This is a genomic window from Psychrobacillus syltrankelensis, from assembly GCF_055454035.1.
In genome coordinates this window covers 662,007-687,854 of record NZ_CM144227.1, presented here as the reverse complement: position 1 = coordinate 687,854, position 25,848 = coordinate 662,007, and the positions used below count along the sequence as shown (strand labels likewise).

Here is a 25,848-nt window from a genome sequence, read left to right as displayed (position 1 = left end):
ACCAGAATGTGAATTATTTAGAAAGCTTAAAACAGTATATGAAATTAATGAAGAATGAATTATATGAATGGATAAATGCACTATATCTCTATTATGACTACAAATTTACTTGAGGAAGAACGGACTACTGACGAAATTCATATAATAGTTGTCAATACAGATATATGTGTACTCCATACTGCTTTTTGGATTTCGATTGTTGCTCAATAGGATGCTATGCAAGCTTTCACGAAAAATGTTTTGGTGCTATTGTTTAAAAAATATTTTCATGATGTTTAGCATTTCTTCTTTATGGTTATATAAAGAGTGTTACCTTATAAATCATTTTAAAGGAGATGGAATAAATGGGATTTATTCTATATTTAATTATCGGTGGTATTATCGGATGGTTAGCAGGATTAATTTTAGGTAAAGATATTCCAGGAGGAATTATTGGTAATATCATTGCTGGTATTATCGGGGCTTGGATTGGCGGATTAATATTCCCAGACATGGGTCCAAATATTTGGGGCATGGCAATTATCCCGGCTTTAATTGGGGCTATAATTTTAGTAGCTATTTTAAGCCTCATCCTAAAATCTATGCGAAAATAACCGTGAAAAGCACACGTGCTTTGGTCAAAGTAGATACTTAATAAAATAAATATTTGGTATTACTACTAAAGAGGTTGGGTCATATTAGAGCCCAACCTCTTTAGTTGACTTTTTTATAGAAGCTGCTTGAATTTCCTCTAACTGACTTTCATACAAATTATAAAAATGAAGAACATCCTTAACATACTTCTCGCTATGGTTATAATTAAAGATAGCTTTTTCGAGCTTGCCGTCCGCAGCACCACTTGCCGCTAAATAATTTGCAGCACTAAATATGGCATCTTCCATATCGAATGGATCTGCCCTACCATCCCCATTTGCATCTACTCCATACCCACCATATTCTGCAATAATTTTAGGATTTGTTTTATCTTCCTCTGGTATATTACCCTTACCTAGTCCACTGCAACTTGGATGGGACCAACCTACAAATGTACAAGGCATAAACTGCATATGACCTTCAGCACCAAATGGAGAAATTAAAGGATCCATTGTTGAGAATTTTGTTTCAACTCGATGATGTGCAGCAAGAAGTGTCCATGGAATACCGTATTTTTCTGCAGCTTTTTTATATATAGGAATGTATTCATTTGGAACATCCAATTTCTTACCGTTAGGTACTTGCTGTATAGATTCTGCCCACTCTTGAACAGCTGGTATTTTCTTCAGCTCTTGCCATCCAATGATTGCTACAATATAAATTGTAACTGTAAATGGGAGAAGTAATATAATTATCCAGATTTTCGTTTTATATGAGTTATTCTTCTTCTGTTTCATCGGTTACTTCACCTATTCCATAAATTACTTTTTATATTCTATTAGCAGTTGTTCTTGTGATAGTGGTTTACTGAAAAAATAACCTTGAAGATAGTGACATTGTAATTCATTTAAGTTTGCAACTTGAAAAATATCTTCTACACCCTCTGCTAATATTTTCATATTTAAATTATGAGCAAGAGAAATAATGGATTGAACAATGGCCTTTGTTCTTACTTTATGTATAGCTTGGGTAAAACTTTGGTCTATTTTAATAATGGATACAGGTAAAAGTTCTAAGTATTTAAAAGAAGAGTATCCAGTTCCAAAATCATCTATTGCGATTTGAAACCCAAAATCCTTTAAATCTTGCAAGGACTTTATTACAAAGTCTGTGTACTCCATAATAATGGATTCCGTAATTTCCAAAACAATTTTACTAGGATGTATATTCGTTTCTTCTAATATTTTCTTTGTGCGGACAATATAATCTTTTTGATAAAATTGACGAGCTGAAACATTAATACTAAAGATTAGCTCTTTACCAACTTCTTTTTCAATTATAGGAATAACTTTACACGTTTCGCGTAAAACATAATCACCAATTTTTATTATATGCCCACTTTTCTCCGCAATAGGAATAAATTCTCCTGGAGATATGTATTGACCATCATGTTTCCATCGAAGAAGTGCCTCTACTCCAATGATTTCATGCGTTTCTGAAGCTATTTGCGGTTGAAAGTTTAAAAACAATTCATTTTTTTCTAATGCATTGTGTAAGCCCTTTTCTAAGAATAATTCCTTATTTGATAAATCGGATAATTCCTTACGGTATTTAACATGCGTTAATCCACCATTTTTTTTGGCTTCGTCCACTGCAAGTTCTGCAAATCTCAACAGTTCTTTCGGTTTAATTGAATCAATTGGGCATTGGACAGATCCAATACTTAACGAACTCATGATTTCTTTACCATTTATATGTAGTGGAGTTGCTAATTCATTTAAAAGGTTTTTGACGATTATTTCAATATCTTCATAAGTTCTATTTTTTAAAATTAGGATGAATTCATCAGCTCCCCAACGTGCAACTGTATCGGAAGCATTGACATAATCATTACCAATTAATCGATTGGAAATTTCAACTAATACGATATCTCCACAATCATGCCCATATAAATCATTAATCGTTTTAAATCGATCGAAATCCACGAATAATAAATAAAATATTTCTTTATTGCGGATTAAATTAGTTAACACGTTTTGCAATGAACTTCTATTTTGTAAGCCAGTTAATTCGTCTTCATATTCTTTTAATAATAGGTCTTGTTGTGTTTTCCAGGATTGTTTCATTAAAAATAAAAGTAAAAATACACTGAATGATATATATATTAAACCCTTTAGTACAGAATTTCCATTTGGGAAAAATTGAAAATATAATTTATCTGATAGTGATATCCATAATATACCTGTAACTGCATATATGAATACTATTCGAAAAGATATTTTTCGGAATGTTCTTTTAAACAAATTTTGGTACACCACCCATCTACGTTCTAGGAAAACAATAGCACAAAATCACTTTAAACAATAGTCTGAAAATGTTATGAATTTTTAATGTTATACATTTTCAAGAAAATACCCGAAACCCATACGTAGTAAAAACGGACTTGTGAGATACTTCATGAATGAAGCGCTGGAGTCCCCAGAGTTGGTGTAATTCTAATAATTCTCTAACAAATAGTAGCATCTGCGTAAATAGAAATCTCAGATTAGTGCCCTAGAGTGAAACTAGTGAGGAGTCAGGACGGTTTGTCCGCTGTAGCAATTGAGTTTTTAGGTGTTATTTTCTTACTTACTATTTTAAAGGAAAAAAGACTGTAAACAAACTCCATTTTAATCGAGTATGTTTACAGTCTGCAAAGTCCTATCTCAGAAATAGGTTCCTCTATTATTTCCCATCTTTAATTAATGATTCAACATCCATAACAATTTCTTCTTTTGGAACGTCCGATACTCCACTATAGTTTTTTACTACTATTCCATTTTGGTCTACTAAATAAAAGGATGTACCATGAATTACTTGATTGGATTTCGGATCATCTTTTACTAATGTTTTAAATGATTTTTCAGCAAAGCTTGCAATTTCATCTTGTTTATAACCAGTTAATAGTTCCCACTTACTTTCATCGGCTACGTCATAGTTTGCTAAATATTCTTGGAGCTTCTGAGGTGTATCTACTTCTGGATCAACACTAAAGGCTACAATTTTATAATCCTCTATCCCTTTATCATGAAGCACTTGTTGAATTTCGCTCATATTAAAGGTCATTGGAGGACAAACTGAAGTACAGTTGGTAAAGATAAATGTAGCTAACCAGACGGTTCCTTTCAAATCCTCTAATGAAACCTTTTTATTATGCTGGTTCACATTAGTGAAATCTTGCACCTGCCAATTTGTTTGAGCTTCAAAGTTGCCACTACTGCCACAACCTGCAAGGACGAGCAAAGTGATGGAAATAATAGCTAATAGTTTTTTCATTTATGAGACCTCTCTTTTCTATTCATAGCTTTATCTTATCGAAAGAATTTTGTTCATTCAACTACATTGTCTCATCTATTTCAACAGTTTTGTGAATAGATAGCTCATTTTAAAGATAACAGGACATGTTTGATTTCTTCTAGTTTGCTTTCTACTCGGTGCATTAAGTAAAATGACACAAATATAGGAAAGCCAACATCTTGAATCAACGAAAGCCACTGTTCCATATTATTCACTTCCTTTTTAAAAAAGACCCTCCATTACTGGAGAGTCTAAATAATTAAATAATATTTGTAACGTTGCGTTCTACAACTCTTGCACTTTTTACTATCGATAGAGGTGTCCCCTCAACATGAAATACATTACTAGCAATAATTGCTTTCATTCCTTCATCAATCTCAGTACTGGTTAGCGACTCTTTTGGATCATCTACAGTAAGCATTAAACTTTTTCCGTTTGCAGTTTCAAAGTTAAGTTGTAATGATTTTGCCACTTCATTTCCTCCTTTTTTTTATTAATTTAAATTAGATAATAATCGATGTTTCCATTTTTTCAGCACCTATATAAGGGCTGTTTGTGAAGTTTGCAAGTGTAGTAGCGACTGTTTCCAATCCATTGGCTGTTGCACTTGCTCTAATGCTACGATAGGATTTTGATTTAAATTTCATCTTACCGTCATGAGTCAATCCACCTTCAAATACCAATCTTAATACTGCTTGCTTGTATTCTAGATTTGCCATTTGTATCACCACCTTTCAACTAGTAAATAGAAACTTTCTTTAAGAAAGGATACAAAGAGAGTGAAATTTTTATAAGAACATCTTATACTTAAGATAGAAAAATGAGGTGATAGATTGGCTTTAACTGGTTGGTTTTTATGGTTTATCCTATTTTGGGTAGTAGTTTTAGTAGTCTTAATGGCCATCGGAGGATTTTTTATGTTCCGTAAGTTCTTAAAAGCACTTCCCAAAAATGATGGGAAATCGGACTTAGATTGGGAAGAGTATTACGTGGATAGTACCATTCATCTCTGGAATGATGATCAAAAAGCGCTTTTAAATGAATTAGTGAGTCCTGTTCCAGACCTTTTTAGACCTGTTGCTAAACAGAAAATTGCTGGTAAAATTGGTCAGCTAGCTTTAGAAGAAAAAGCAACTTCTATAACTCGTGAATTACTAATTCGGGGCTATATAATAGCTACTCCAAAGCGGGATCATAAGTTCTTAAGAAAAAAACTTGCTGAAATGGAGATAGACGTTACCCCATATAACATGTTCTTTGAAGAATCAGAGAATAGAAAAAAAGCATAACTATAAAAGCGAGTACCCATTTTCAAAAGGTACTCGCTTTTTAATTTATTCGTTTGCTCCTGCTTTTTGAAGTTTTTTATAGCGTAAAAACATCGCCATACGCCACGGGACAATCATACCGAATGCTAATAACCAAAACATTCCGCTAAGCTGTCCTACATCAATTGTTGAACTTAATATTACCTTTCCTACTATACGTACAATTAACAATCCAATTATTATGAAAATAAAAGCCTTTGATTGCTTTAAATAGATTTCTCCATCTCTTCGTTCAAACTTTGATGTCCAAATTAACACTGTTGAGAATAACATTCCAATTCCAATTGCTTCTAATATTTCCGCACCTGTTACGCGAAAGTATGGATATACAAACATGAGTGCACCGGTAGACATAAACAGCGGTGGTAATAATATCTTTTTGACGCTTGCAGGCTTTTTCGACGATCTTGCTCGTATGGTTGTTACAAGTATTCCCATACCTATAGCCATGACGGAAGTAACAATAATCATTAAATTAGGTTGAATCTTTTCAAACATTAGAATTCCCCATATCATTTAAAACTTTTAATGGTTACACATATTTTTAAGTATTTTATCACGAGAAATCTTGGGCATCAAATTTCATTTCAATTAGTAACATTTTGCAAAACTTGTATAATTTGTTCTGGATTAAAAGGTTTCGTGATAAAATCCTTTGCCCCGCTTTCAATTGCTTCTACAATGAGTTTTTGTTGGCCAAGAGCAGTGACCATGACAATTTTAGCTTCTGGAAATTCAGATGTAATTACTTTCACTGCCTCAATGCCAGTCATCCCTGGCATAGTTATATCCATTGTCACCACATCTGGTACTAATTCACGATACTTTTCAATTGCTTCTTTCCCATTTGCAGCCTCACCAATTATTTCAAATTGATGATTTTCTAGCATTCTTTTTATAGTTGCTCGCATGAAGACTGCATCGTCAACAACTAACACTGTTGGCATCATCATGCCTCCCTCTCTTTAAAATCCTTGAAATTCGCCAAAAATTGGACTTAGAATACGAATAATGAAAGTTAAACCATCAAAAAATAATAAGATTCCAAGTGCAATCATAATATATCCGCCAATTTTCACTATTAGATTACTATTTTTACGAATCCAGTTAAGTCGCGTGACAAAGAACGATAATACGAAAAATGGAATAGCAAATCCAAATACATAAGCAAGCATATATAACATCCCTGCATCAGGATTCGATCCAGCCATAACTATTACCGCTGCTAAAATAGGTCCAGTACATGGTGTCCACCCAGCAGCAAACGCCATACCGATTAAAATTGTTCCCAAATATCCAGCTGGACGATTTTTAAACTGGAGACGCTTCTCTTTCATTAAGAACGCTGGATTAAAGATTCCTATGATGATTAAACCAAAAATTACAATAAAAATTGCTCCGACTTGACGAAGAAGATCATCATATTGAATGAAAAATGTTCCTACAAATGACGTTGCGAATCCTATTGCAACAAATATGATAGAAAACCCTAATAAGAAGAATAACGTATGAAGCATCCCTCTTTTTTGCATTTGTTTCTTATCTGTTTTTATATCTTCTAAAGACATTCCTGTAATATAGGATAAAAATGCAGGATACAATGGTAAAGTACAAGGCGAGATAAAACTTAAAAATCCCGCTCCAAAAGCCAATAATAAATTTATATCGGTACTCACGGCAGTCTTCCTTTCCGATTTACTGTCCCTATCGTACCAAATTTTTCACACTTTTACTCTACTAAAGCTTGTGACAGCTTTTTGACTCTTTTAAGCGATTTCATCAACAACTCCGTTTTGAAGTAAGTACATTTTATGATATAAACCTTTTTCATTCAATAGTTGTTGATGTGTACCTCGTTCAACAATCTCTCCATGATGGAGAACTAATATTAACTCTGCATCTTGTATAGTACTTAACCGATGGGCAATTGCAATCGTTGTCCGACCCTTACGCATTTTCTCTAAGCTACTTTGTATAGCAACTTCCGTTTCAGTGTCAATATTTGCTGTAGCTTCATCCAATACTAATATCTTTGGATTTGTTGCTATTGTTCGTGCAAATGCAACAAGTTGTCTTTGACCACTCGAGAAAGTAGATCCTCTTTCTGTTACTTTTTGCTTGTAACCAAACGGCAATTTCTCAATAAAGTTATTCGCCTGGACAAACTCTGCTGCTGCCTGAACGTCTTCATCCGTCATATTTTTGTCATGTAATCGAATGTTACTTTCAATATCACCATAAAATAAAAATGGATCTTGAAGTACCAACCCTACTTTTTCACGAATTTCCTCTGTTTGAAAGTCTTTGACAGAGTGGCCATCAATCTTAATATTTCCTTGTTCAAATTCATAGAAACGCATTAGTAGATTAATAATAGAACTTTTTCCGCTGCCTGTATGTCCCACTAAAGCAACAGTTTGACCTGGTTCTGCTGTGAATGAAATATTTTTTAAAACATTTGTTTTTCCATCATATGAAAACGTCACATTTTGAAACTCAATTTTTCCTTGTTCTATTTTAGCTTCTACACTATTTTTTTGTACTGGCGCTAAATCTTCTTCATCTAAAAGTTTGAACACTCGTGAAGCCGCAACAATTGCTTGTTGGAAAATAGATAGACGTTGCATCACTTGATTTATCGGCTCAAAGAAACGGTCTATATAAGTTACGAATGCATATATAACCCCTACTTCTACAATGTTATTCATCGAAGTAATTCCAAAATAACTTAGTACCATGATAATCGCTAAAGCGTAAACTAAATCGATTGCGGGGCGAAGCAGTATGCTATCCAGTTTGATATTGCGTTTCCCTGCATTCCAATGGGAATCGTTAATCTCATTAAACTCGTCTTGTAAACGGTCTTCTTGTCTAAAAGCTTGAATCATAGTCATTCCTTGTAGCGATTCTGCAAGCTTAGCATTAAGTTGACTCAGTCTTTCACGTAAATCCTGGTAAACAACCGAGCTAAACTTTCTATATGTTTTAATAATCACAAACATAATTGGTAATAAAATCGTTGCGAACAGTGCCAATTTTACGTTCAAAATAAACATAGCAATGTACACACCAATTACTAAAAAACCACTCTGTACAAATCCTACTAATACACTAACGAACATATCTTTAATCGCTTCTGTGTCATTTGTTACTCGCGACACTATACTTCCCGCCGGAGTTTTGTCAAAATAACGCATACCTAGCTTATGCACTTTAGTGAACACATCAATTCGCATTTGTTGTATTATTTTCAATGCAATCTCTTGGAATTTTAATAATTGAAAATAACTTACGATGACATTTCCAACTTGGATAAATACATAACCTAAAGCCAATCCTACAAGTGGTCCAGTTGGAAAACTTTTGGGTGTTAAATAGTCATCCATAAACGTTTTAATTAAATATGGTCCAAGTATATCTCCTGTCACTGTTAATACAAGCAAAAATAATGCAATTCCAATTACTTTTTTATGTGGTTTTAAGAAGGTTAATAATCTCTTTAATATGTTCCACTGATCTTTTCCTGAAAGCTGTGGTTGCTTTTCATTCATACCTCTTCACCCCCCTTTTCAACTAAAGACTCTAGTTGCTGCAGCTGATACATTTCAAAATATACTCCTTTTAAATCCATTAGCTGTTCATGTGACCCTTTTTCTATAATAGTTCCTTCACTCATGACAATAATTTGGTGTGCATGTTGAATCGCGCTTAGACGATGCGAAGTAATAATTGTAGTTTCATCTGTCCGTTTTGTTTTCAATGCTTCTAGTATCGCTTCTTCTGTTCTGGCATCTACTGCTGATAATGAATCATCTAATATGAGTAATTCAGGCTCCATCATTAAAGCACGAGCAATCGAAATTCGTTGCTTTTGTCCACCAGAAAGTGACACACCTCGTTCCCCTACAACGGTATTGTAGCCATCCGTAAACTGTAGTATATCTTCATGGATGTATGCGAGTTTTGCTGCTTCGTGTACTTGCTCCATCGTTGCACTCGCATTTGCGAAGGCAATATTACCAGCAACGGTCGTCGAAAACAAGAAGTGATCTTGAGGTACATAACCAATTGCTTCTCGTAAGCGACGTTTTTTGTATTCGTCGATGGTATGGTCTCCGTAAATGATCTGCCCTTCATACCCCTCAAATTCTCTCATCAATAGTTTTAAAATTGCTGTCTTTCCTGAACCGGTTTTTCCGACTACTCCTAATGTTTCTCCGCGTTTTAACGTGAAGTGAACATTATGCAGTGCCACTCGGTCATCTCCAGGAAATTTAAATTCATCTATATTAAAATGTACATCCCCTTCTGGTTTTTGATCCAACGCATTTTCTATATCGTCAATTTCTACTTTTTCATCCAATAAATCCTTAATTCGGTCATACGAGGCACGCCCACGCTCCACAATATTAAATAACCAACCAAAAGCAAGCATTGGCCATACAAGTAGACCTAAATACGATGTAAAAGCGAACAAATCTCCAATGGACATGTCATTCGCAAGGATAAAACGAGTTCCAAATACTATTGATAGGAAGAAGCACATGCCAACAATGAGCGATATCGTTGGATCGAATAACGAATCCACTTTTGCTACATGGATATTTTTCTCCACGACTTCTTGGGATAACTGAACAAAGTCCTCCGTATCTTCTTTTTCCTGTCCAAAAGTTTTAATAACCTTTACACCGGAAATACTTTCTTGTGCTTTGTCATTCAAATCAGAAAATGCTTCTTGGGCATATCGAAAACGTTGATGCAGTAACTTACCATAATAACTCGTTAATATTGCCATTAAAGGAAGTGGGATAAGTGCTATTAACGTAAGTTTCCAGTTAATCGTAATTGCCATAGCTGCAATAACAAATCCACCTGTTGTAATAGAATCGACCAGTGTTAAAACACCAGCACCTGCTGTTTGTTGAACCGCGGACAAGTCATTCGTTGCATGAGCCATTAAATCTCCAACACGTTTTTTCTGATAAAACGATGGTGCCATTTTTGTAAAATGATGAAACAGTCTCTCTCTAAGTTGTCTTGCTAAAAAGATAGCTGAACCGAATATCATAATTCGCCAATAATAACGTAGAATATACATCCCAATAGCTGAAAGCGCTAAAAAACCAAGCCATTTAACTAAAAAAGCTGTAGTCAATGTACCTTCACTTATTTCATCTACAATAAAACCAATTATTTTCGGCGGAAGCAGCTGAAGAAATGCAACAAACATAAGCATGAGAATCCCAACTAAATACTGCTTTTTCCTCTCTTTAAAAAACCAGCCCAAATCTAAAAATACTTTCACTTTATTTCCCCCATGTTTATATATTAAGACTTTACTAGTTTAGCAAATGTTCGAAGATTGGGAAAGATAAGAAAACAAAATAATTCGGATTTTGAAATATTATTCATCGTTCCAGCATTTATTTTTGAAGTATAGAAAAGTTAGGTTCGTGCAATTTCTAAAGAAATTTTGAAGTTTAACTAAGATGTGGCTATACGCACCTGCTCGGAGTCAATAAGCACCTAAATTATTGTTATAAGCGCGTAAATCGAAGTTATCCGCACCTACCTGGAGTCTATAAGCACCTAAAACGAAGTTATAAGCACGTAAACTGTGGAGTTCAGCACAAAATATGTATATCTGCACCTACTCGGAGTCTATAAGCACCTAAATCGAAGTTATCCGCACCTAAACAGCAAAGTTGACCGCAAAATATGTTTATCCGTACCTACTCGGAGTCTATAAGCACCTAAAGTATTGCTATAAGCACCTAAATCGAAGTTATCCGCACCTAAACAGCAAAGTTGACCGCAAAATATGTTTATCCGTACCTACTCGGAGTCTATAAGCGCCTAAATCGAAGGTATAAGCACGTAAACAGTGGAGTTGAGCACAAAATATGGTTTTCCGCACCTACTTGGAGTCTATAAGCACCTAAAGTATTGCTATAAGCACCTAAATCGAAGTTATAAGCACGTAAACAGTGGAGTTGAGCACAAAATATGGTTATCCGCACCTACTCGGAGTCTATAAGCACCTAAAGTATTGCTATAAGCACCTAAATCGAAGTTATAAGCACGTAAACTGTGGAGTTGAGCACAAAATATGGTTATCCGCACCTACTTGGAGTCTATAAGCACCTAAATCGAAGCTATCAGCACCTAAACACTAAAGTTGATTGCAATATATGTTTATCTGCACCTACACGGAGTCTATAAGCACCTAAAGTATTGCTATAAGCACCTAAATCGAAGTTATAAGCACGTAAACTGTGGAGTTGAGCACAAAATATGGTTATCCGCACCTACTCGGAGTCTATAGGCACCTAAAACGAAGTTATCCGCACCTAACCTATTAAGCATAGGAAGTGTTTATCGTATCAATGTCTTAATTTATAGCTATTATTAATTAGTTTCGTTAACAATTTATTCACTTTTTTTAAAAAATTTCGTTAGTTTCATTGTCTAGCAAACAAAAGCGTATATAATGAATAAATAAAATCATTCATATATGACAGGAGAGTGTTTATCATGGATCTTTCAAATAATCGAACTTTTAATTTTAATGCAGGCCCTTCTGCTCTTCCACTAGAAGTTCTAGAAAAAGCTCAAAAAGAACTTGTTAATTTTCGTGGGACAGGTATGTCCATCATGGAGATGTCTCACCGCAGTGCAATTTTTGAAGAGGTACATAACGGAGCCATTACGCGAATGAGGAAATTATTTTCTATTCCAGATGAGTATGAGGTTCTTTTTCTTCAAGGTGGTGCTAGCCTACAATTTTCTATGATCCCTATGAATTTTTTGGAAATTAATCAAAAGGCTGGCTACATTATGACTGGATCCTGGTCGGAGAAAGCTTATAGTGAAGCCAAATTATTTGGAAAACCTTATGAGATAGCAAGTTCAAAAGAAAACAAATACTCCAACATTCCTGCATTAGAAGATATTCAATTTAATTCAGACGACGCATATATTCATTTAACTTCTAATAATACAATTTATGGAACTCAGTGGTCTGTCTTCCCTGACACTGGAAATATTCCTTTAATAGCAGATATGTCAAGTGATATTATGTCGAAGTCAGTTGATATAAGTAAATTTGGCATGATCTATGCAGGTGCGCAGAAAAACCTTGGACCATCTGGTGTGACAGTTGTTATTGTTCGAAAAGATTTACTTGAAAAAGCAAACACGGAAATACCAACTATTTTAAAATACAGCACACATGCTAATAGCAATTCCCTATATAACACTCCCCCTACTTTTGGTATTTATATGCTAGGAGAAGTACTCAATTGGATTGAGGAAAAAGGTGGACTAGAAGCAATTGCCAAAAACAATGAGGTAAAAGCAAAAGTGATTTATGATGCTATTGATAATAGCAACGGTTTTTACACTGGACATGCTACTCCGGAAAGCCGTTCACTAATGAATATCACATTCCGCGTCTCTGATGAAGCTTTAGAAAAACAATTTTTATCGGAAGCAAAAAAAGCTGGTTTTGTAGGATTAGATGGACATCGCTCTGTTGGTGGTTGCCGAGCATCTGCTTATAACGCAGTCCCATTAGAAGCTTGTCAAGCACTTAGTGACTTCATGATTCGTTTTCAAAGTAAACTAGTGTAATAATAGAAAGCTCTTTGCATTTCCTCAAAGAGCTTTTCTAAACATACTTTTCAATGAATTTAATCATTGTGCTATATATGTTTTGTCTGAATCACTAGAGATTCACTAAAGTTGTCCACTTTCATATTATAGTAATCTTAATGTCATGGTTCCATCAACCTTACAGAAACTCTAACCAACCAAACATATTTGCTCCAATCAATTCACCGAGAATACAGTACTTTATATGTTATGAAATAAGTGATAAATCCTGTTATTGGAAGAGCTGCAATGGCGAAGATTGCGTATGATAAAGGATCATTCAATGCACGCGGAACTAAAGCGAAGCTTGCTAACAAAATAAAGCTAAAAACAAACATGGTTGAAAATGCTGCTTTTGCCGATTTACCTGTTATTTCAGATTCTCTCTCATCATCGTGAATCATTTCAGGAATTACCACTTCTTTAATTTTAATTCTTCCATTATTCCGCTTTTTTGAATGATAGTTTGTGTACCAGGAGTTCATGCTCGCAAAAAATATTGGTAAAACATTATACCATCCAACGTTAAACCTATTTTCTCTATAATATTTAAAGCCTATTTCATCGTTTAAAAACATATTAGAAAGTTGAGCATTTTTAACTGTAACAAATGCAAAAACTGCAGTTGAAATAATTAATAGTATTCTTAACGTAATTATTATGAATAAATTTTTCATCAAACCCCACCTCATTTTCTATTTAGCATGAAAGTACTTAAATGTAATTAAATATATGAGAAGACCCGATACTGGTACCGAAGCGGTCGTAAAAATTGGATACCAAGGATAATCGAGAAAATAATTTGGTATAAACATATAAGAACCAAGTAGTAAAAATGTATAAAGTAAAATAACAACGAATGCATATCGAACTGCTTTTCCTGTAATCTCTACTGTTCGTTCATCGGCAACATCATATTCAGAAAGAATATATTCTTTTAATTGGGCATGTTTCTTCTTCTTTACTACAATAAAATCGATAACATTGAAAACGACAAGAAGTACTGCGACTGCACCAAAAAAAGCACCTCTCCATGTAGTGACATATACGGAAAATCCTTCGATATATCCTCTTTCCATCATTACGAAATATTGCTCAACTTTTACATAGTCATAAACCATCATAGCGAGAGATACGTAAAGCAACACCCTCAAAGTAATCGTAATATACATCCTCATTTCAGATCCTCCTCCTTATAAAAAATCTGTTCAATTGGCTCTTCAAACACTTGAGCGATATTCATAGCAAGTAGTAATGAAGGGGTATAACTTCCTTTTTCCAATGAAACAATTGTCTGTCTTGTTACACCAGTTTTTTCTGCTAGATCCCCTTGCGTCAAATTAAATCTGGCTCTTAATTCTTTTACTCGATTTTTCAACAAACTGCTCCCTCCAAACATTCTATTCGAATTGTATAATTAAATGATGGTTTTGTATAGTTTATTTTACTTTTTGACTAGTTAACTTTACTTTGCAGCGCGAAAATATAAGGATAAACTAAATTGAATTACTGATTCGTCCTTTATAACATGCAATATTGCTAATATCCTCCACATTCTTGCAAGTAAGGATAAATGGATCATATCTAAATAAGTGATTGATAACAAATAATGCTTGCTTCTCTCATTCACTACTTGTATATTCACAATAAAAGATCACCAATACATGTAAAAGAGTGATGAGATTGCCTTATAAAAACAAACATTTTAAAGTGGGAAACCGTAATTTGAGGATAGTTTATTTATTTGCGATTTTTATTACCATTTTATTAGGTCTATCCTCTAGAAAATACGGTCATTTTCTTCCGTTATTTATTGCTCATAATGCTGGGGATGTCATGTGGGCCATGATGGTCTATATCGGTTTTCGTTTTCTTTTAATACGTAAAAGCATGGTAACAGCCATCTGGTTTAGTATCTCTTTCAGTTTTGGCATTGAATTCAGCCAGCTGTATCAAGCAGAGTTGATCAATCAAATTCGCGGTACATTGCTAGGGGCATTGACTCTAGGTAAAGGATTTCTTGTAGTGGACCTAATTCGTTATGCCGTAGGAATTATGATTGCTACTGTTTTGGATAAGATGGTGCTAGTAGTGATTCAACGAAGATATAATAAATGAATGGGCAGATCTAACGGAAATAAAAACTGCTAACGTTTTTTTGCAATAGAGTATATTTTAAAAGACTGACTAATGTATGAACACTAATCAGTCCAAAAAAAGTTTCTTCTGTTTCTATTTTTCCTTCATTGTTTCTACAACTAAGAAGTGGGCGTTTTTCATTAATTGTTCGTACTTTTTTGGTTGTTTTAATTTAAAATCCTTTGTGGGTTGTGGTTCTATTATTTTCTCTATAGAGAAATATTCAAGTGTTTTGTTCATTATTTCATGAAGAGGACGTCGATAAAATGGTACTTCAATCAATATACCTTCTCTTTCCCATTGATCAATAATCAATTCATTTGAAAAGTAATCATCGGTTTTGGACAATTTAATATCCATAAATGGGTGGTGGACTGAAAAAAGAAACTTCCCATTTGGTTTCAATATTCTGTGAAACTCGCTGAAAGACTTGCTCCAATCCTTTATATAATGAAGTACTAAAGAGCTTACAATTAAATCGAAAGTTTCATCTGCAAAAGGTAGTTTATTCTCCAAATCTAAACACATAACTTTCGCGTTATCTCCAATCCGTCTTTTAGTAGCTGCTACCATGTTAGGACTAATATCGATTGCAGTTACATCAGCACCTGATTTAACTAATTGAGACGTATACCAGCCTGCTGCACATCCTGCATCTAGAACTTTCCTTTTTCTTAAATTTGTTGGAAGTAGTTTCATCATAGCTGGTCTTTCATATTCCGTATTAAATAGGCTCTTTTTATCTACGTTGTGTTCATAATCGTTTGCAAGCTGATTATAGGTTTCTCTTACTTTGTTATTCATAATACACCCCAAAAAGAAATATTTTACATAACTTTCTTTATTCAATAAATTATTTCAAATACCTTCTTTTTTGTTTGAAGATATGCCATCAATGTGTAAACAAAGAAGACTTTCAAGATGGTTTAGAAATACAACTTGAATTATAGTGTTTATACGTTTGATGAGTTCATGGATCGAGCCCAAAACATAATAAACGCCATCGCTATGAAAACTTACTTGCTCATAGCGGTGGCGTTTATTGTATGTTTTGGTTATAATTTTTTTAAGGTTGAAGCCTATTAATTAAGTGGAATATCAATTTCCACCTTGCCGTCCAAATACATCGGATAGCTATTAATATTGAAACGAATTGGATTCACTCCATTATTAGGAACAAATATAAAGGTTTGTGTGATATAAGGTTCTCCTCTGCTAAAATGAGTTAAGTTCGTTTCGATTAAATTACTAGTAAAATCATTTCCTTCTTGATCCACCATTTCTGAAAATAGTTGCCAACCGCTAGATGGATAAGTAACTTCCAATGTATTGCGTGATGGTACTTGAACGTCAATATCCAGTTCACTCGGTACATACAGCACTTTCTTTTGCTCGAAATCTACCTCGATATAGTCGGAGCCTTTTGGAACTGCTTGAATCCTCTCCAACACTAACGTTAATTTTTTCGGCTGTTGGAAGTAATTGCTTTGTAAAAACAGACTCACTTCACCGTCAGACAAATTGTGGATGCCCCCTGAGATATTTCTTGGTTGAGCCCAATCTTCGCCATTCTCATCCATCAACCGGACCGATATAAATTTTAGTAATTGCATCGTGTTTTGTTCGTCAGTAGCTAGTCGGATTTCTGCACGTAACGGCGATATTTTCAAATGTTTAATATCAATTGTTTGACCATCTACTACAACGTCTTGGTTCAATTCATATACTTTTGGTTGTTCAATAGGCTTGGTGAGTGTGAATGGCACAGAGAACTTTGTCTCTGTTTCTGTTGCATCACTCAAGTGTAAATTAAATTCAAATGTCATATTCTCATATGATAAATCATCGGCAGACCTAATTTCAACATTGTCTTCAATTACATTCCCTTCACCTGGACGTGACATGTAGGAATCTATGACACCAAATGGAATGCCTTGTTGAGAAACCTCTATCGAAGTTACACCCCAATGATCAAAGGGGGATTCAAGCTGATAGAATATAGTCATACCCGAATAATCAGCCACCACACCCTGTAAATTCAAGGTATAATCACCCTCAGTTACCACAATTCCAAGTTCCTCATAGTAATTATTTTCGACAATGTCACTGATTCCTTTATCATAAGTAGCAATCATGTGCACGATTGAAACAAACCCAGGGATTTTGGCTACAGCTTGTGCAAATACGGGAGATACACGAATGGAAGTTACAAATAGCAACAGTAAAATAGCGGCGACACTGGCAACTGAATACAGACGGCGTTTTCTCCTCTTCGTTAACCGATGCTGATGCACAGCCTTTGTACGTGCTTGATGTAACGCTTCTTTAGGGATTTCAATTGCTTCTAATTCCTCCTTTAGCTTCTGCCGATCCTGCTCGTTTAAGGTAGTCATTTTACAGTCCCTCCTTTCCAATGAGTAGGCGTAATCTTTTTAACGTCATGTGTAGCCTCGATTTCACAGTGCCTTCGGGAATTTGCTTCAACTGTGCAATGTCTGCGTTCTTCATGTCCTGAAAATACTTTAAGTAAATCAGTTCCTGTTGTTCTGTTGGCAAACTGGCGATAATATCTGTGATTTCAAATGGTTGCTGATCTGCCGATGGAATTTCCACATCATGATTATAGACAAACTTCTCCTGCTTCTTTTTCACATCTAAACAAATATTAATGATAATCCGAACAAGCCATGTTGCTATGTATGCGGGTTCTTTGACGCTATGAATCTTTTTTAAAGCTCGAAACGTCAGCTCTTGTACCGCTTCAATAGCATCATGCTCATTTTTCAAGTACGCATAGGCTGTCCGATAGAGCGTATCTTCATGTCGCTTCAAAAGCTCCACTATCGCCTGTTCTTCACCCGCAATTGCTCGTTTTTCCAAATCCAAACTCCCACCCCCTCGTTATCTATTAGACAGTCTGAAATGATAAATCGTTCATTTTATTTTTGCTCAATAAAAAACGAGTTCAACTACGATTGAGAACTCGCTATCCAACTTCCTACATCAACAAGGAAAGAAGGTACATTTATAATCAAATTTTTAGTACCTGTTGGTTTGTTTCTACTTATTATTTAGCTCATTTATTCGCTGTACAGCTTCCTCAACATTTTGAACTCCAATTATTTCAATTGGTAGTTCTAAACTATTTTTCACCTTGTTTGCTACCGCCTTTAATCAATTCTGTTCTTTCAATCTCACAAATTCTGCGGAACTAGGAAAATCTGTTTCAGGTACATAGATATAAGAATAATTTTTAAAAATGCCTTCTATTTCTAGTTCACCATTTTCAGGTAATTGTTCTAATTTATCACCTAAGGCTTTTTTTAATCCATCCTCATTTTCAATATCAAGATAGACACTACCTTGTTGAAACTGTTCTAACGTGTGTGGCATTCTCTCTAGATTCTCTCTAACAATAAAAGAATACTTGCTTCCTCCAATTACGTTGTGCACTATTGATCCGCTAACTTGGAATTCGCCTGAAAATTTCACATTATAACTAGCTGGCTCTTTTGTAGTCTCCATATATACATCAGAAACTGTTAGTCCAGCGATTTTATTTCCTTCTTTAACTTCTTCTAATGAAAAAATACTTAATGTATTAACGAGGGTATTCGTGTTTGTATTTAAAAATTCAAATGCCTTCTGATAACGTGTAATCATTTCATTTTGCTCTTCATTATCTGCTTGTAATGTTTTTATTTCATAATTTAATTGATCATTTTTTTGAGATAATTCCGAACTTACTTCTATAGTTTGATCCGATTCTAATTGCTTTTTTTCTACTAGTAACATTGCATTTTCTTTCTTTAACTGTTCATTTTCTTGTTTTAAATGATTCTCAGATTCATTGTTCGAGCAACCACTTACGGTCAACATAGAAATTATGAATATCGTACATAAATATTTCATATGCACCTCCTTAGATACTTGTTAATTCATCTGCGTAATTTTACTTCACATAACTACCCTAAATAAGATACTTATTCAACCTTTCATTCCACCATAATCGTTCGATATATTCTTTTAATCGCTTCCAGATGCATAGCTTCGTGATAAAAGCTAAAGAGAAATGTTTCTCCAAGTGTGTGAAATGTGATGCCAAAATGGTTCGTAAATGGTTTTGGTAGTTTTTTATGTAAATTTCCTTGAAGGGATTGTTGGATTCTTATTTTTTGTTCAGATAAAACGGAATAAATATTGGCTAATGATGGGGGTGTTTCTTTCCAATCAGTTGGCTTAGTTCCTGCTCTAAAAAATTCTCTATATTCTACTGGGAGATTTATCTTTTGATCTAATACTCCATAAACCAGGTATTCCTGAATATATGCAATGTGGCCATAATTCCAACGAATATTGTTATTAAAATCTTTGGGTACTATATCCGCAATCTCTTCTGATGTCTTTAGGATAGATTGCTCCGTTATTCCTCGTACCGTCTCCATATGTTGAAAAATTGTTTGTTCCATTTAAAAGTCCCCTATTCTCCACGAAATTAGATTCCACTCAAATATTAAAACTATTTTTTAGTTTATATTTGCTTTAAATAGACTGTTATTAACTTGAATTGCTATTGCATCTCCTACATTTATATCCTTTATTTTGAAAATTTTACTAGGATTTTCATATGGGTTTTGGTCTTCCGAGTAGGAGACTATTTCATGAATTCGTGTAATTTTACCTATTTGTTCTTCCACCTCGTTAGTGGGTATAACTTCATCGGTCATTCGGTAGGTTAAGTTGTCTATTTTAATTATAGCTGGTGTAGTGTTAGTGAATTCAGCACTGTTTAAATTTTTCGTATTACATCCTGAGAGTAAAATGAAAACAATAATTAAACCTATTGCTATTGCTTTTTTTAATCATTTCTCACCCTTTATTTCACAGAATTTCTGGTGCAATCTTATCGAAGCGTTTGAAGAAATATCCTTTCATTCCACCGTAATCGCTCGATATATTCTTTTAATCGCTTCCATATGCATGGCTTCGTGATAAAAGCTGAAGAGAAATGTTTCCCCTCTATTGTGAAAAGTGATGCCTAATCTATTTGTAAATGGCGCTGGTAGTGTTTTATTTATATTTCCTTGAATAGATTCTCTTATTCTTGTTGTTTGTTCGGTTAATACAATAAGAATATCTGCTAGTGATGGCGGTGTTACTTTCCAATCAGCTGGTTTCGTTCCAGCGCTAAACAGTTCTTCATAGTTACTTGGTACATCTAACTCTTCACCTAATACTGCAAATACGAGTCTTTCCTGTATAAACGCAATATGACCGAAATTCCAACGAATACTATTATTAAAGCCTGTTGGAACTATATCCGCAATCTCTTCCGGTATCTGTTGAATGAATTCTTTTGTTATTCCTCGTACTGTCTCCATATGTTGAAAAATTGTTTGTTCCAAATTAACTCCCCCTTATTTACTCTTTCTTTTAGAACGCATTCCTTTTAAAACTGTAATCGCATCTGACTGTAGAAATTGCTTATATTTATCACTATTAGCATCATAAATTGCTATTTTCCCTTCTTCATCATAGTGGATTCCCCACCCATACTTTTTTACTAAAGCTGAAGCTCTGAAACATGCTTTAGATGTTGCAAAAAATTGTTCTCGTAGTTCTTCTAACTGATTGGATTTAGTTTGATTCTTGATCAGGTAAGTTTTAAATTGCACATCTTCTTGTGTGTATTTGTAGGGATTGTTGTAGATTAAATCGTATTCAATATAAGCAATTGTAGGTTTTTCATTTTTAGACATCGGTATAACCGCGGAAGTAACTGGTGAATCTTCAGAAATTAAAATAAAAGTGTTTTTATAGCTCATAGAATTCTCCCCATTCATAACTCCTTGATTATCTATCCTTCTTTTTATTTATTTCGATAAATTTTCGAATTTCCCTTTAATTTTCTACTTTTTATGTCCTCCAAGTAATCCAGCTCGTTTTCTAGCGGTTCCTGCTTCAGTATAGGACACTGCTCGCAAAATTGCGGTGGAACCATATTTACTTCGCAAGTCATCCATGGTTTTTCCCAGTTTTCGTATTTTCCATTTGTCCGCTTCAAATAAGCTTAGTTGCATCGAGTGCTCCGGTTCTAAATTCGTTAAAGAAATCGATAGTCTCCGAACCGGACGATGATCATAAAAATCGTCGAAGATTTGTTCGCATACTTTATATACTTTCATCGTGGCATTCGTCGATTCTTCTATGGAGCGAGAACGGTTAAATCCCCCTCCAAAAGCATCTTTGCTGTATCCGACCGCGAGATGTATCGTTCTTCCAGCCATATTTGCTTCTCTTGCACGTCTTGCCACGTCTTCACACATCTCCAAAATAACCGCCATCACTTCTTTTTTCGTTCGGTAATCACGAAATAATACTTGCCCTTTTCCATAACTAATTTGGCCTTCTACTAGAGGTGCACCAAGTTCGGATAAATCAACTCCCCAAGCATGGTAATATAGCTGATTTCCCATCACACCAAATTTCTTCTCTAATATTTCTAAAGGAGTTTGCGCTAACTGACCTACAGTGAAAATGCCCATATTATTTAGCGTTTTCTCTAAACGGGAGCCAATTCCCCATAGTTTATTTAATGGTGAGACCGGCCATAATTTTTTCGGTACGTCCTCATAAGTCCATTTTGCAAAACCTGTTTTTTTCGCATCTAAGTCTAATGCAAGCTTCGCCATAAGCATATTTGGTCCCATTCCAACCGCACATGGCAATTGAAATTGACTATACATCCCATCTTGTATGCGCTTAATTGTATTCTCTACTGGTCCCCAAAGCTTTTCGGTTCCTCCTAAATCTGCAAAGCATTCGTCCACGCTATACACATGAATCGCTTCATTCGGAACAAACTGGTTTAAATAACGGACGATTTCTACAGAAACACGAACAAAAAACTCCATCTTCGGCTCGATTAGATGAATAGATGGATGATCTGGGATTTCGAATAGCCTAGTTCCTGTTTTTACACCAAATTCTTTTTTCATTCTCGGCGAAGCAGCAAGCACAATACTCCCCTTTTGCTCCAAATTACCAATCACAGCAATAGGTGTTGTCATCACATCAAGTCCAGCATCCGCTGCCGCACAACTTGCGAAAAAGCTTCGCATATCAATGCATATAATTTTTCGGTTTTCTAACCCTTCATACATATTCTCCACTCCTAAAAAAGGAACATTTGTTCTTAATAGTATATGACAAACATTCGTTCTTATACAATGGTAATAAATAGTTTTAGATACACGCGGGACCAATAAAAAAAGAGTGCGTTTTGACATATTAATCAAAACACACTCTGACAACGATCAATTAGATTCACTTGCCATTTTATTAGTTCTTAATTAGCTATTAGGGTAAGCTTCGGAAGAAATATAACGTTCTCTAATTATGTTGCGATGATGCAGTTCATGACCAGCTATAATAGCGATAAGTGCACGGACAGTTACTTCAGCATTGTTTGCAGTTCCCCGGCGAAGTAAATCTTCACTTGATAGGCTCTTAATTAAATGAATAGTTGACTGGCGAACAATATTCAAATTTTGAAGAAGGTCCTCTACAGACTGTTTATTAAAAGATGCATTTTGTACATATTCATTATCATTATAACCAGGGAGAGCAGCGGTTTCTCCTCGAGCGATGGAAACCAGCCTAAAGCTCATAATTCGCTCAGTATCTGCCATATGCCCAATCACTTCTTTTATGCTCCATTTCTCGGGCGCATAGCGGAAATGAGCTTGATGATCAGAAATGTTGTGAAGTAATGCAATGGTTTCTTCCATCTGTTGAACTAAAGTTTGTATGGAATCCCCATCAGATACTAACTCTACATATGTTGAATAATACGGTGCGTACTCATTTTTCTCCAGTAATTTGTGCATTTGTATGCTCCTTTATTTATTATATTTTTACTATTCTACAGTCACACTAGAAACTCCTTTGTTTTATTAAAGAAGTGCTACTATAAAGCAAACTGGTTACAACTGTATTTGAAACAACTACATATGCTTTAATACCGCTGCGTATGTAAGTGATATCAATAAACGAGCTAATTTATAGCATTTAATTAAAATAAGGCAGGCGGCGACTATACATTAGACTGTAATGCTTATTTTGGTGTTTTATTCATTAAATCTTCCCATAACAACGGTGTTGTAATATTGACCGTCTGAAAGGATTTTGTCATTTTCTAAAATACCTTCCGTTTTAAAACCATACTTTTTATAAAGATTTATCGCTTTGTCATTTGTTTCTAAAACATTTAAAGTTATTTTCTTTATTCCGTTCAAATCAGCCCAATCAATAGATTCTTTTAAAAGGTTTGTTCCAATACCGAAACCCCAATAGTCCTTTAATACACAGACCCCGAATTCTACTTTATGGGCGTAACGTTTCAAAAAATTTCCTTCACATCTTGAAAATCCGACAATTTTATCATTAATAACGGCAACTAGAAAAAGGTTTTTCTTATTTTCCGTATCCGTTTTGATTAAATTCTCAAAACCAGCTGTGTCTATATATGCTTCCCCTTTTTCTCTATCAAGGTTTTGAGACTCTCCATCAATCTGTAATCTGATTTCCGACAAATTCTTCGCATCTTTATTAATCGCATGTCTTACTATGTAGGAAACCCCGTTAACACTAAAATCCTTCTGATTAATTTTCATCCCTATCAATCCCTCCCGAGATAAAAAACTGCAGACAGAGGTCTACAGTTTTGGTGTATTTTCTTGTTCATTTTGAAGCAACAGCTGCAATTTTTCTTTTAACTGCTGCTTATTCCATTTGAGTGTCTCATCCGACACAAAAGCAACTTTCTTTCGTTTAGGGATTTTGACTTGGCCATTCACAGCTCTCGTATAGCCTTCGATCATTGCAGCAACTGCTAAAATGACAAGGGCGAAACAAATAGCAGGTGCAAGCGGAAGCCATGGAACACCCAACAAATAACGAAACGATGAACCAAAAAGTCCAGCCCACTCATAGGCAATCGATTTCGGAGGATCTCCAAACATTGGATCATAGCTCACTTTCGTTCCTCCGATAAATAATTTAAGAAGACCCAAATGAGTGAAAACAACTAATGTTTCAACAACTTGCTGCCCATATAATACAAATAATTTCTCGCGCATCATTGGAAACAGATGTCGCGTAATAATTCGAAGTCGACTAGCACCAAGTGTTCTTGAAGCCAAAATATACTCCTCGTGATAAAGTAAATTCGCTTCATTGCCAATTAACGACGCAACAATTGGCACTGTAATAATCGCCATTAGCACAACTTGAATAACAATACGCTCCCACACAGTAGTAGAAAACCCCTCTATTGGCTCCCATAGGACGGGGTACAGTATCAAATAAGAAAAAATAGTCATAGGGATATAATGAAGTGGATCAATGAAACTATTAACCAATAAACGTCTCTTTTGCCAATACGTACCGATTGCAAATCCAAGAGGTACTGCAATAAGCATACGCACGGCAGCCACACCCATCGCAGCTATAATTGTATATTTTGCGCCAAGCATAATTTTCGAAAGCATATCATATCCGAACTGGTCGGTCCCAAAAGGATGCATTAAACTAGGAGATAGCGGAGCGGCTGCCACCAACCTACCATTTTCATAGATAAAATACGTTTGTTTCGGGTCCGGTCCAAAAATCCATTCAAATACAAAACTACCAACCAAAAAGAATGTTAGCACACTAAATCCAAAAACAAAGTACGGTTGCTTCCAAACAGATTTCATTCCAAAGCACCTCCACGATTTAAACGATGCAAGAAGTACCACTCACCAAAGCTATATATGAAGAATACTGGGAAGAAAAAGCTGCAAACAGCAATAAAAAATAATTCCCCTGACAAGTGTTCACTCAAGTGAAACATAATACCTGGCATGTTAAACATTCGTTCTAATATAAATAAATTGGAAAGCATAAACCACATCGTCTTTTTCGATTGAAAAAATATACTAATAACTGCGTTTCTAAAAATATGTATAATTAAAATAATCAACTTACTAAAACCAAGAGACTTGGTAAGCTCAACATACGTTTTTCGTTCCTCTGCTTCAAATGTGAGCATACTTAAACGATACAGTTGAACCATTGGTAAAATCATCAAACAAAAAACAGGTAACATATAGATTCTTTCTCCACCAGTCACAGCAATCTTTGAAACAAAAACACCTGTTTGCTTATGAATCATGATAATTGTTAATTGAACAAGCAAAATAACTAAAATGTCAGGAAATGACTCCAAAAAGAAAAAGATTGTTTTAATTCGTTGTCTTGCCCGCTCTTTAAACAACATTGTAATAATTGTAAATAGGAGTGCTAAAAAAACTGCGAAAATCATTGCCAAAAACAATATTTCTAAAGAATAGCTAATGTAATATCCGATTTGTGAACCATAATATTGGTCCATAAAATTGGAAAGTGGAAATAGAACAAGTAATTGTTGTCCGTATTCTTTCCACAAAAATTCTCCTTGTTGAAAACCAGTAATCAGTATAGGTAGTCCACTAATTAGTAGTATACCTACGAATGCAACAACTAATTGAAGCATCCATTTCAAAAAGCCCTTCACAAAAAATCGCCTCACTATCAGAAAATTATGATGAAATTATCATAACATAGTGAACTATAAAAAAAGAGAATTTTTGGATATTTCCTGCGAATGAGGCAGTTTATTATAAATTCTAATTATTCCTACCATCTCGAAATAATTATCTAACTTTGAATTATGAAATTGGTTCAAATAAATTGACTACTATCTCCATACAAATAGTGAAGTACCTACGAAGTAGAT

30 protein-coding genes are annotated in these 25,848 nt (G+C 34.7%); 4 read left to right on the top strand and 26 right to left on the bottom strand.

What is annotated here, in order from left to right; genetic code table 11:
- The first annotated feature begins 344 nt into the window (after positions 1 to 344).
- Positions 345 to 593 carry a GlsB/YeaQ/YmgE family stress response membrane protein gene (locus ACTSKG_RS03530; protein WP_464756769.1) on the top strand — a complete coding sequence of 83 codons (249 nt, stop codon included), beginning with the start codon at positions 345 to 347 and terminating at the stop codon, positions 591 to 593.
- Positions 594 to 677: 84 nt separating this feature from the next.
- Here the strand turns inward: ACTSKG_RS03530 and ACTSKG_RS03525 are convergent, their stop codons facing one another.
- The 6 genes from ACTSKG_RS03525 to ACTSKG_RS03500 all read right to left on the bottom strand — a co-directional run bounded on the left by ACTSKG_RS03525 (position 678) and on the right by ACTSKG_RS03500 (position 4,628).
- Positions 678 to 1,370 carry a lytic transglycosylase domain-containing protein gene (locus ACTSKG_RS03525; RefSeq protein ID WP_464756768.1) on the bottom strand — a complete coding sequence of 231 codons (693 nt, stop codon included), beginning with the start codon at positions 1,368 to 1,370 and terminating at the stop codon, positions 678 to 680.
- Between the two features lie 24 nt (positions 1,371 to 1,394).
- Positions 1,395 to 2,876, bottom strand: a complete 1,482-nt coding sequence (locus ACTSKG_RS03520; RefSeq protein WP_464756767.1) for a putative bifunctional diguanylate cyclase/phosphodiesterase — start codon at positions 2,874 to 2,876, stop codon at positions 1,395 to 1,397.
- Positions 2,877 to 3,297: 421 nt separating this feature from the next.
- The gene (locus ACTSKG_RS03515; RefSeq protein ID WP_464756766.1) at positions 3,298 to 3,888 is read right to left on the bottom strand and encodes an SCO family protein; all 591 of its coding nucleotides are present in this window, start codon (positions 3,886 to 3,888) and stop codon (positions 3,298 to 3,300) included.
- Between the two features lie 104 nt (positions 3,889 to 3,992).
- Entirely contained in the window at positions 3,993 to 4,115 is a 123-nt protein-coding gene (locus tag ACTSKG_RS03510; protein WP_387580802.1) for a YvrJ family protein, read from the bottom strand.
- Positions 4,116 to 4,168: 53 nt separating this feature from the next.
- Positions 4,169 to 4,381, bottom strand: a complete 213-nt coding sequence (locus ACTSKG_RS03505) for a DUF2922 domain-containing protein (RefSeq protein WP_464756765.1) — start codon at positions 4,379 to 4,381, stop codon at positions 4,169 to 4,171.
- Between the two features lie 31 nt (positions 4,382 to 4,412).
- On the bottom strand, positions 4,413 to 4,628 hold the full coding sequence (locus tag ACTSKG_RS03500; protein WP_464756764.1) for a DUF1659 domain-containing protein: 216 nt from the start codon (positions 4,626 to 4,628) through the stop codon (positions 4,413 to 4,415).
- A gap of 114 nt (positions 4,629 to 4,742) precedes the next feature.
- Here ACTSKG_RS03500 and ACTSKG_RS03495 point away from each other — a divergent pair, with 114 nt between their 5' ends.
- Positions 4,743 to 5,198, top strand: coding sequence for a DUF2621 family protein (locus ACTSKG_RS03495; RefSeq protein WP_464756763.1), 456 nt, complete (start codon positions 4,743 to 4,745; stop codon positions 5,196 to 5,198).
- Positions 5,199 to 5,243: 45 nt separating this feature from the next.
- Here ACTSKG_RS03495 and ACTSKG_RS03490 read toward each other — a convergent pair whose 3' ends face one another.
- The 5 genes from ACTSKG_RS03490 to ACTSKG_RS03470 all read right to left on the bottom strand — a co-directional run bounded on the left by ACTSKG_RS03490 (position 5,244) and on the right by ACTSKG_RS03470 (position 10,542).
- A complete protein-coding gene (locus tag ACTSKG_RS03490; RefSeq protein WP_464756762.1) occupies positions 5,244 to 5,735 on the bottom strand; it encodes a CcdC family protein in 492 nt (163 codons plus the stop codon).
- A gap of 89 nt (positions 5,736 to 5,824) precedes the next feature.
- Positions 5,825 to 6,184 (bottom strand): response regulator, encoded by a 360-nt coding sequence (locus ACTSKG_RS03485; protein WP_464756761.1) that lies wholly within the window; start codon positions 6,182 to 6,184, stop codon positions 5,825 to 5,827.
- Between the two features lie 18 nt (positions 6,185 to 6,202).
- Positions 6,203 to 6,913: a cytochrome c biogenesis CcdA family protein gene (locus ACTSKG_RS03480; RefSeq protein WP_464756760.1), complete on the bottom strand. Its 711-nt coding sequence runs from the start codon at positions 6,911 to 6,913 to the stop codon at positions 6,203 to 6,205.
- A gap of 90 nt (positions 6,914 to 7,003) precedes the next feature.
- A complete protein-coding gene (locus tag ACTSKG_RS03475) occupies positions 7,004 to 8,788 on the bottom strand; it encodes an ABC transporter ATP-binding protein (RefSeq protein ID WP_464756759.1) in 1,785 nt (594 codons plus the stop codon).
- Positions 8,785 to 10,542: an ABC transporter transmembrane domain-containing protein gene (locus ACTSKG_RS03470; RefSeq protein ID WP_464756757.1), complete on the bottom strand. Its 1,758-nt coding sequence runs from the start codon at positions 10,540 to 10,542 to the stop codon at positions 8,785 to 8,787. Before ACTSKG_RS03470 ends, ACTSKG_RS03475 begins: the two co-directional genes overlap by 4 nt.
- Before the next feature lie 1,229 nt (positions 10,543 to 11,771).
- On the opposite strand from ACTSKG_RS03470, the gene serC reads away from it, so the two are divergent.
- Entirely contained in the window at positions 11,772 to 12,869 is a 1,098-nt protein-coding gene (gene serC / locus ACTSKG_RS03465; RefSeq protein WP_464756756.1) for a 3-phosphoserine/phosphohydroxythreonine transaminase, read from the top strand.
- 203 nt (positions 12,870 to 13,072) lie between these two features.
- Here the strand turns inward: serC and ACTSKG_RS03460 are convergent, their stop codons facing one another.
- The 3 genes from ACTSKG_RS03460 to ACTSKG_RS03450 are packed head-to-tail and all read right to left on the bottom strand — an operon-like array spanning position 13,073 to position 14,289.
- Positions 13,073 to 13,567 (bottom strand): hypothetical protein, encoded by a 495-nt coding sequence (locus ACTSKG_RS03460; protein ID WP_464756754.1) that lies wholly within the window; start codon positions 13,565 to 13,567, stop codon positions 13,073 to 13,075.
- An 18-nt stretch (positions 13,568 to 13,585) separates the two neighbouring features.
- Complete coding sequence (locus ACTSKG_RS03455) at positions 13,586 to 14,068, bottom strand: hypothetical protein (protein WP_464756753.1); 483 nt, start codon at positions 14,066 to 14,068, stop codon at positions 13,586 to 13,588.
- Entirely contained in the window at positions 14,065 to 14,289 is a 225-nt protein-coding gene (locus ACTSKG_RS03450) for a helix-turn-helix transcriptional regulator (RefSeq protein WP_464756752.1), read from the bottom strand. The genes ACTSKG_RS03455 and ACTSKG_RS03450 overlap by 4 nt, the downstream gene beginning before the upstream one ends.
- A gap of 326 nt (positions 14,290 to 14,615) precedes the next feature.
- On the opposite strand from ACTSKG_RS03450, the gene ACTSKG_RS03445 reads away from it, so the two are divergent.
- Positions 14,616 to 15,008 carry a ribosomal maturation YjgA family protein gene (locus tag ACTSKG_RS03445; protein ID WP_464756751.1) on the top strand — a complete coding sequence of 131 codons (393 nt, stop codon included), beginning with the start codon at positions 14,616 to 14,618 and terminating at the stop codon, positions 15,006 to 15,008.
- A 114-nt stretch (positions 15,009 to 15,122) separates the two neighbouring features.
- On the opposite strand, the gene ACTSKG_RS03440 is transcribed toward ACTSKG_RS03445, so the two are convergent.
- The 12 genes from ACTSKG_RS03440 to ACTSKG_RS03385 all read right to left on the bottom strand — a co-directional run bounded on the left by ACTSKG_RS03440 (position 15,123) and on the right by ACTSKG_RS03385 (position 25,626).
- A complete protein-coding gene (locus tag ACTSKG_RS03440) occupies positions 15,123 to 15,833 on the bottom strand; it encodes a class I SAM-dependent methyltransferase (protein ID WP_464756750.1) in 711 nt (236 codons plus the stop codon).
- Between the two features lie 278 nt (positions 15,834 to 16,111).
- Complete coding sequence (locus tag ACTSKG_RS03435; RefSeq protein WP_464756749.1) at positions 16,112 to 17,422, bottom strand: DUF4179 domain-containing protein; 1,311 nt, start codon at positions 17,420 to 17,422, stop codon at positions 16,112 to 16,114.
- 1 nt (position 17,423) lies between these two features.
- A complete protein-coding gene (locus ACTSKG_RS03430; protein WP_464756747.1) occupies positions 17,424 to 17,915 on the bottom strand; it encodes a sigma-70 family RNA polymerase sigma factor in 492 nt (163 codons plus the stop codon).
- A gap of 288 nt (positions 17,916 to 18,203) precedes the next feature.
- Complete coding sequence (locus tag ACTSKG_RS03425) at positions 18,204 to 18,941, bottom strand: hypothetical protein (RefSeq protein ID WP_464756746.1); 738 nt, start codon at positions 18,939 to 18,941, stop codon at positions 18,204 to 18,206.
- Between the two features lie 83 nt (positions 18,942 to 19,024).
- A complete protein-coding gene (locus ACTSKG_RS03420) occupies positions 19,025 to 19,498 on the bottom strand; it encodes a DinB family protein (protein ID WP_464756745.1) in 474 nt (157 codons plus the stop codon).
- A gap of 462 nt (positions 19,499 to 19,960) precedes the next feature.
- Positions 19,961 to 20,434 (bottom strand): DinB family protein, encoded by a 474-nt coding sequence (locus ACTSKG_RS03415; RefSeq protein ID WP_464756743.1) that lies wholly within the window; start codon positions 20,432 to 20,434, stop codon positions 19,961 to 19,963.
- Positions 20,435 to 20,446: 12 nt separating this feature from the next.
- Complete coding sequence (locus ACTSKG_RS03410) at positions 20,447 to 20,854, bottom strand: DUF6157 family protein (RefSeq protein ID WP_464756742.1); 408 nt, start codon at positions 20,852 to 20,854, stop codon at positions 20,447 to 20,449.
- 84 nt (positions 20,855 to 20,938) lie between these two features.
- Positions 20,939 to 22,192: a Y-family DNA polymerase gene (locus tag ACTSKG_RS03405; RefSeq protein ID WP_464756741.1), complete on the bottom strand. Its 1,254-nt coding sequence runs from the start codon at positions 22,190 to 22,192 to the stop codon at positions 20,939 to 20,941.
- A 189-nt stretch (positions 22,193 to 22,381) separates the two neighbouring features.
- A complete protein-coding gene (locus ACTSKG_RS03400; protein ID WP_464756740.1) occupies positions 22,382 to 22,918 on the bottom strand; it encodes a DinB family protein in 537 nt (178 codons plus the stop codon).
- Between the two features lie 240 nt (positions 22,919 to 23,158).
- Positions 23,159 to 23,704, bottom strand: coding sequence for an N-acetyltransferase family protein (locus tag ACTSKG_RS03395; protein ID WP_464756739.1), 546 nt, complete (start codon positions 23,702 to 23,704; stop codon positions 23,159 to 23,161).
- 42 nt (positions 23,705 to 23,746) lie between these two features.
- On the bottom strand, positions 23,747 to 24,787 hold the full coding sequence (locus tag ACTSKG_RS03390; RefSeq protein ID WP_464756738.1) for an ABC transporter permease: 1,041 nt from the start codon (positions 24,785 to 24,787) through the stop codon (positions 23,747 to 23,749).
- Positions 24,784 to 25,626 carry an ABC transporter permease family protein gene (locus ACTSKG_RS03385; RefSeq protein WP_464756737.1) on the bottom strand — a complete coding sequence of 281 codons (843 nt, stop codon included), beginning with the start codon at positions 25,624 to 25,626 and terminating at the stop codon, positions 24,784 to 24,786. Before ACTSKG_RS03385 ends, ACTSKG_RS03390 begins: the two co-directional genes overlap by 4 nt.
- Positions 25,627 to 25,848 lie beyond the last annotated feature (222 nt).